Annotated in this window: 8 protein-coding genes; all 8 read right to left on the bottom strand. The window is 42.6% G+C overall.

Annotated elements, in window-relative coordinates; genetic code table 11:
- Nucleotides 1-158 (bottom strand): transposase (locus A3761_RS00175; protein WP_156491443.1); only part of this gene is annotated, 158 nt, incomplete at its 3' end.
- Between the two features lie 46 nt (nucleotides 159-204).
- On the bottom strand, nucleotides 205-552 hold the full coding sequence (locus A3761_RS00180) for a hypothetical protein (protein ID WP_068566667.1): 348 nt from the start codon (nucleotides 550-552) through the stop codon (nucleotides 205-207).
- A gap of 2 nt (nucleotides 553-554) precedes the next feature.
- Nucleotides 555-1,145, bottom strand: a complete 591-nt coding sequence (locus tag A3761_RS00185; protein WP_068506657.1) for a hypothetical protein — start codon at nucleotides 1,143-1,145, stop codon at nucleotides 555-557.
- Nucleotides 1,145-2,911, bottom strand: a complete 1,767-nt coding sequence (locus A3761_RS00190) for a hypothetical protein (protein WP_068554093.1) — start codon at nucleotides 2,909-2,911, stop codon at nucleotides 1,145-1,147. Before A3761_RS00190 ends, A3761_RS00185 begins: the two co-directional genes overlap by 1 nt.
- Nucleotides 2,908-3,942, bottom strand: a complete 1,035-nt coding sequence (locus A3761_RS00195) for a hypothetical protein (RefSeq protein ID WP_068554091.1) — start codon at nucleotides 3,940-3,942, stop codon at nucleotides 2,908-2,910. Before A3761_RS00195 ends, A3761_RS00190 begins: the two co-directional genes overlap by 4 nt.
- Nucleotides 3,943-3,953: 11 nt before the next feature.
- Nucleotides 3,954-5,534, bottom strand: a complete 1,581-nt coding sequence (locus A3761_RS00200; RefSeq protein WP_068506664.1) for an AAA family ATPase — start codon at nucleotides 5,532-5,534, stop codon at nucleotides 3,954-3,956.
- A 62-nt stretch (nucleotides 5,535-5,596) separates the two neighbouring features.
- Entirely contained in the window at nucleotides 5,597-6,106 is a 510-nt protein-coding gene (locus tag A3761_RS00205) for an endonuclease V (protein WP_068506668.1), read from the bottom strand.
- Complete coding sequence (locus A3761_RS00210) at nucleotides 6,090-6,929, bottom strand: hypothetical protein (protein WP_068739579.1); 840 nt, start codon at nucleotides 6,927-6,929, stop codon at nucleotides 6,090-6,092. Before A3761_RS00210 ends, A3761_RS00205 begins: the two co-directional genes overlap by 17 nt.
- Nucleotides 6,930-7,251 lie beyond the last annotated feature (322 nt).

Below are 7,251 nucleotides of genomic sequence, written 5' to 3' on the forward strand. Positions count from 1 at the left end.
ATCATCGATGCATCCATACCACCATATTTTGCACGCCATTTATAAAAGCTAGCTGAACTCATGCCATATTCACGGCAAAGCTCTGGTACCGGCGTGCCGGCTTCGGCTTGTTTAAGAATCGCCATAATCTGGCTATCGGTGTATTTTGATTTTTTCATGCAGAATCTCCTGCGTAAATGTTACGAGAAAATTCTACTTTTGACTTCAATTATTTTTAGGGGGGATTACCAAATCTGAACGATCAATTGTTGGATAGTCTTCGAATCTTTGGACGCTTTTATCGTAATGTTTATAGAAAGGAACACTCTCAAGGCATTTTCCTAGAAAAGGATCGATCCATTTATTTTCGCCGGCGCAGGCTGAAGCATTAAGATTGGTTTCTTCACGGGTAAAATGACCTAATTCGTCTAGCTCATGTTGAGCCAGATGATGACCTGATTGATTCCTGAATATTGGCGCATGAGGCTGATCAACCAAGTGCTTAAGACGAGCACTTCCAGACTCGTCTAAATTTGGCATACGCTCATAATCATTCCAGGGCGCTGCTTGCATGATTATTCCCGTGTCATCTTGTCAGCCGCTTCTTTGGCTTTTTGTTTAGCTAAAGCAACTCGAAGATCGTGAGCTCTTTGCTCTGCTACTTTCGCGGCTTTGAGAACCTTCATTCTTTCCAGCGAGCTAACCGCTTGTAATCTATCTTCAGCTTGGTTGTTTGTCTCTCCTTTTGGTCGCAGGTTTATGGAAGACAGTACAACTCGAATAAACTCTTCTCTTCTATCAACATCATTGATGTATACCTTGTTGGTTCCAGCTTGGGCCAGTTCTTTAGCTGTGTTTTCAAAGGCATCCAACAGAAGAGCCAGTTCAAACCTAAAGCCCTTAAAGCTGTTATCCATTAAAAAATACGCGATCAACATCGTTGCGCGATACCAATCACATTGCTCATAAGGCCGTTTAAAACGAGTGAGTTCTGATGCTCGCACTGAGGTGCTTAAATCATATAGAGCATCATGAACTAGAGCATAAAAGTAAGGTGGTAATTGAGGGTTTAACAATTCTTTAGGGAACTCGGTTAGCCGATGGTGCAATACGTTGATATCGGGGCCTTCGGCACTACCATTGCTACGAGTTATGAGTTGAGTCATTATTCTGCTCCCTCATAGTGTTTTCTGCTAAATGCCCGAGCAAAATCAGTCATCGCTTCCCAAGACGTCACCGGGAATATATCCCAACCTTGTTGAGCCTCGGCTTGCTTTAAAGCGGCATCATGGTCCGCCATCCATTTATTGTTAGGTGGCAAGGGATAATCCCAGTGTAAATTTAACACCATCGTACCGCCGCCCTTTGCATTCTCTAATGCCTGCTTAGATATACCCCAGCCTGAGTTACCTTTTTCATCCGTGTCAAAAAGTGTTGTGACGCCATCATCCGACAAAATCACAATATGGGAGTTTCTAGTCCTTGGTTTCTCTATGTGGGTCTTTCTTAGAATATGTATCGGGAATGCTGTTGCGCCGCCCAAGTAGTCAGTCAAAACATTGAGAATTAACTCTTCGTTCCTTACAAAGCCATTGGTGGTTTTGAACTGCCTTGCGCCACTCCATAAAGTGACTTGAACTGCAGCGCCGGCTCTCAGTGCTGACAAGCATAGAATAGCGCCAGCAATCGTCGTGTATGACGTATTTTGTTGTGGGTTTGGCATTGAGCCAGAGCAATCTACATATAAATCTAAATCGCAAGGTTCTACCTCTGGCTCTGCACCCTCGTCAAATCCCCATTCTCGCTTAACGGTGGTAACACCCGGTATCACCTTGTGACTCATGGACATTGAGCTAAACCAGTCCACATCTTCAATTGGCTCCCCCGGTTCCCAAAGAGTTGTTCCTTCCGGAATAAGTTCGGTTTTCACGAGCTGCCTCTTTGATGGAAACGAAACCAGATGTGGTATTGAGCGCTCACGGTAATAACGCACTGCGATTTGATGATCTGATAGGTCGATACCTGCGGATTTTAAAATTTCCCCATACTCGAATGGTTCACGATACTGGCCATTGCCATCTGATTGTGAGCTTTCACCTAGGTTAGATTCCCTTGCTCCTGCCTCATTTGCGCTCGCATCGCCGATCAAATCTGGATCCATTGATGGGTGAATATTATCCATTTCACCCTGATCCTTATTGATCAAGCCGGAAGGAAACTGCCCGGCTCCAGCATGTTTTGTATCCATTAACTTGGCTATCTGATCTGCCGTATTTTTTTCTTCAGCCAAGTAAGGCAATAAGAGGGACGCAAATCTAGACGCCCCCTTAAGCCAATCCTCTGCATAGACCTTTATAATTCTCGCACCCAACCATGCATCTCCCTCCATGGCATCAGAATCCGACTGCCCTCCTAGAGAGCCCGATTTAAGCTGCCATAGATGCTCATAGATACGCATGTAAAGATGCCATACTCGGCTATTCGATCCCCCTTGATCTATTCGCTTGTAGACCTCGTCCATTCTGAGGCCAAACTGACGCTGGAGATGGTTGTTAATTAGTAGGTCTGAATACAGGTTGGCGACCATACCTGCCTGGTTCTCTAACGTAGGAAGGCAGACATGGATTCTCGCTATCATACGGGCATGATCTGTGAGTGTTGCTGGCGAAAGAATATGGTGACCAATCTCGTGAGCAAGCACTTCAACTGCATAGTCTTGAAGCTTGTATTTGGTGATCGCTTCTAAATCAACTACGACAGCCTGATCATTCAAACGGATCATGGCAAAGCTACCAGATAAGCCCTGTTTTGAAGCTTCTAGATGCGTCTCACATAAAAGTGGGTTTCTTAATTGTGTATAGCGACTCCACAAAGCAAGCGCTTCACTCCAGGATGACTGCCAACGCTCTAAAAGCGACTCGTCGGTTATCATGATGAGCGACCTTTACTTGTATTCAAGACCGCAGATCCCGAACACTCAGTAATGATGACTGAGAAAGTCTCCGGCGAGGTAAATACGAGTGTATCGTCAAGTTGTGCGACCGAATTGATATCTGTAAGGTCGCTGAAACGGCCGAGCGATATGAGTTTTGGGTTGTAACTTATCTGTTGATCTATTTGTTTTAGATCTTCAAGTTGTAGATTCTCGCTGGGAATGAGTGTCGCCCCAAATGAATCGGCATAGAGTCTCCAAATATGCGTGTCAGAAAGAACATACAGTTGGTCACCTTCAACGAAGATCTTGGGTGGTAAGGGGAAATCCCCACCAACAATACTGCATTGGCCAACCCGGTATTTTTCATGAATCTCCGTGCCGGATGTACTGGCCTTTATGTGTTGAGGTTTGAACCATCTACTCGCATTTAATTGGTCAAAATGAAAATTGAGATCATGACTGTCAGAGAGCTTAAATAGTTTTCTGGATACTTCGTCTGGTAGCTCATTAATTTTGTTCAGCGCTATTTCTCTGTACTGAGCCAATCCCGCCAACCAAGCACAAACAACGCCCGTTATCTTGAACTGTTCGATTGAGTTGATTACATCACAAGACTTAATCATCAGATCAAGCCAGGCATTCGGTTTCTCTTCACCAAAAGCCAAAATATTGCTTAACGAATTACTTGTTCCAGCAAATAGTGCACCCGGGCTTTCCGTAAGAAGAGAATCAACCTTTGGATATAGGCTATTCCAGACTTTGAATAGCAGCGCTTTTTTAGACTCTGATTTCAACCAATTAAAACTGGCCAGTTCTAGTCCATACTTGAAACCCGCATGAGCTACATGAAACGTAATTTGGTTACTCTGACCATCTAAGGTCAGGACTACTGGATCTAAGCATTCGGTCAAAAACCAATTAAAGTCATCTAGATTTAAATTTGGGTACTGATGTCTGACGCTCGCAACCATTTGATTACAAGTGTCTCTTTCAGCTTGGAAATATGCCTTGAGCGCCGCTGACTTCATTGAACAAGCCCCTATGACTCAAGCCACTTGAGATAGTTCGTATAGCGCTGATGCAAATATTTAAGTTTTACGACATCCTCGTAGATGTGCCCATACATTTTCTTGCCCTCTACGAGTTTCGCTATTTCCGTCTCAATACGATTGATTCGTTTTTTAGCTTGCTTTGCAGTTAAGCCATCAAGACCTTCTTCAAACTCATTCGACAACTCTTCTACAGGGTCATTCTTATCCAAGTTAAGTTTATCGAATTCCCTACATGAAGAATCAAAGAGGTGACGCAACCAGCCGATCTTATCGCTTCGATAAAAAGTATTCTCAGACAGTTCGAAAAACGGTGAATCCATGTCAGCAAAAAGCCGGGAATGAAAAACGAATGGGAGTACTTGCCTTACATCGTTTAACTCAACCGTGTCATTACCCCTAAAAAACGCGAGAGCTTTAGCAAACTGTAGTAGTGACATCAAAGAACGAACTGAGATTCCGTTTAGGGTCTGACAACCAAGATCTTTTAGACGATCACGACCATTATCAATAGACGCTAACACATGTGATTTGACGCCTGATAATCGTGACGTGTCCTTTGTTTTATATTCAAACTGAGAGGCAGAATACTCCGAATACTCAAAGTGACTCGTAAAGAACTCTATTCTGCGCCGAATCCCTGCAGGTACTGTGATATTGCGTATCGCTAGCGACATGTCTGAGATCTCATCTTCGGTGAAAATGATCTGAGGTGGAACCATATCTTCTGGCTTTACACCTTCTTCAATACGTAGAAGCAACTGATTCAGAAATCTAGGGTTAAATGACAAAGCTTGGACAACGACATCAATACGATCTTTTAAGGCTTCGATCACCTGGTAGGTTCCGCCACCCTGATCATCATTTGCAGTTAAATACCAGGCCGCATCAGGACATTCAAAGACCTGGTTGTAGAGTTCTGCGTAGTTGTCTCCCATCACAGTCAGCAAAGCGCTTTGCGTTCGTGTAGGGATACGGTTGTATTCATCGACTATTTTTACGCGCATTCCAAGCCATTTCCGCCACGATATGCGGATGTCTTCGATCGCTTCGGCCGAGGCCAGATCCGATGGCAAGGGATTACCCAGCAAATCAGCCACTGTCATCTGCGGATGGCCATGTTGCATGGCTCGTTTAACTTCTTTTGTCGTATAACCGCCCATGATACCCATCAAGATTGCACTAGCCGTTTTACCCCGGCCTGGTCCGCCAATGAAAAGGCATTTACTTTGAGTAGCGAACGTGAGGAGTGGCAATAAGATAAAGCTTGAGTAAGACTGTTCAGTTGGGAGGTTTAGCGTACTGTGACTGTCTCCCGCCCTAAACTGTTGCGGAGACTGATCATTATATTCGATATCATAGTGAGGACTGATTATCGCGTTATTAACGATCCAAAAGTAAGCCTGCCTAAGCTTTTCATCTAGTCCCGTGCTAGTTTCTTGAGCGTCACTTTCACCTGAACCAAAAGGCCCATCATACAAATCTGAAACATCGAAAGACTTAGCTTTGGAGTGTGCCTTTGGTTTGGTTGGTGAGGCCGATAAGCGGCCAAATAAATTGAATTTACTCATTAATAGTTCTCTTGATTCAACCAAGAATCAAATATCTAAATTATATTTTTCGTTATTAAGGTTCAGCTTGAACTATCCCAAGCCCGACAAAGCTTATCTACACGTTTCAATAGCGTCGGAAAGCGAAAACCACCATCCATGTTTATTATTTGTTGCTTAGCAATTTCAATATCCAATCCAGCCGCAGTCACATACAGCGGTTTGTCGCTCTTACCTCTGTATACTTCATAATTTGAACCGATACTCTTGAATCGATTTTTAGCGACACCGACAACCGGAATGCTACCACCTAAAGCATCATAAAGATGTTTACCAAGGCCAGGTCTTTTCTCTCCATCTAAGAATACATACCCATCAACAACGATAACATCTGGTTTTAGCGAGTGCTCATTTATTAGTTCGAGAATACAAGGCAGCTCTCGCTTATAAAACTCACCGGGAGTGTAATCTTCAACAGACTGAACTTTGCTAACAACCTCAATCGTCGGTTCTTTATCAGTCCAATCATCAAAAATAACACCACCGATTAATCCCGTATCGTTTTTATAGTCAACGTCAACAGCTAGAATCATTAAGATTTTCTTCCAACTCTTCACTAAAAACTTTGATACCCGATTTGTTGCACAGTTTGCTTTCTCTAAACCTTTTTAGCTGGCCGCAGCTATACATCCCATCGATCTCGAGTCTTTTGATATGAGGCAGATTTTCTGCATTTATAAAAATATCTGGAAAAGTGTAGCTGCTAATATTACTTCCCCCTAGGCTCAACCAAGCATCTTCCAATACGCTAAAACCGGACGTCAATAGATTGTCATGAGTCTTAGAGGTTAACGGTTCGCCATCACTCGTTATGATTTCAAGATTGCGCAGTCTTTTGAAAAGTATTGGCCTATCTAGTCTAAAATTACCATGAATAACGAGTGATTCGACTGAATGTAGACTCTCAAGTAAGCTTGTTAAATCGCCAAGTAAACTTGGAGCCCAACCATCACGATTACAATACAATTCATCAATACCTAGTGACAGATGCTCTAAAAGAGGAAAGCTAGTTCCAGACAAGATTTCTATAGCTTTTTCATAATTAAATGAAGATCCAGGAGGAGTATAGTCGCAGTGACCTATACATATTGAACGGAGCTGTTGAGGTAAGCCAGACTTAACAAGAGCTTCCAAAATATGAAAACTTTTTCCTCCAAGCAAAATTGAAACAGAAGTACATTCCCTGGGAATACCGTCCAACACTTTATAACCATTATGTTCGGTCTGTGGTACGCCGATAATCAGGTCTGTTTTATCTCTATCTATTGAGCGCTGTTCTTCTGGGAGTTCAAGTATTATTTGTTCGAACTCAAGATTGCTCGGAAGGTCCGTCTTATTTCTAAACACTGAGAACATTATGAATCAATCGCCGCGACTAAAAACATCAAGATATCATAATTCACTAGAAATGAGGGGCTGAAAATCAGAAAACATGGGAACGAATAAGACCAAAATGAAAACATCTTAAATATGAGCAATTAATTATATTTATCAATAACTTATATTTGTCTTCGTTTTTATTCTCTCAAACCCTTTTTTTAGGCTACCGAGGAATAAGGGTTTCAGAGGACTTTTGTCTTCGTTTTTATTCCTTCGATACATGATTGATCAAATTAGGATCAGCGAAAAAAGTCATTTTTGACGCTGACCCTAATCATTTAGCTATTTCTTCAACTGA

The organism is Oleiphilus sp. HI0123 (assembly GCF_001635315.1).

Excerpts from the sequence above, each read along its gene's own strand:
- A3761_RS00185 (WP_068506657.1), bottom strand. The coding sequence starts at position 1,145 with ATGACTCAACTCATAACTCGTAGCAATGGTAGTGCCGAAGGCCCCGAT.
- A3761_RS00200 (WP_068506664.1), bottom strand. The coding sequence starts at position 5,534 with ATGAGTAAATTCAATTTATTTGGCCGCTTATCGGCCTCACCAACCAAA.
- A3761_RS00195 (WP_068554091.1), bottom strand. The coding sequence starts at position 3,942 with ATGAAGTCAGCGGCGCTCAAGGCATATTTCCAAGCTGAAAGAGACACT.
- A3761_RS00190 (WP_068554093.1), bottom strand. The coding sequence starts at position 2,911 with ATGATAACCGACGAGTCGCTTTTAGAGCGTTGGCAGTCATCCTGGAGT.
- A3761_RS00180 (WP_068566667.1), bottom strand. The coding sequence starts at position 552 with ATGCAAGCAGCGCCCTGGAATGATTATGAGCGTATGCCAAATTTAGAC.
- A3761_RS00210 (WP_068739579.1), bottom strand. The coding sequence starts at position 6,929 with ATGTTCTCAGTGTTTAGAAATAAGACGGACCTTCCGAGCAATCTTGAG.
- A3761_RS00205 (WP_068506668.1), bottom strand. The coding sequence starts at position 6,106 with ATGATTCTAGCTGTTGACGTTGACTATAAAAACGATACGGGATTAATC.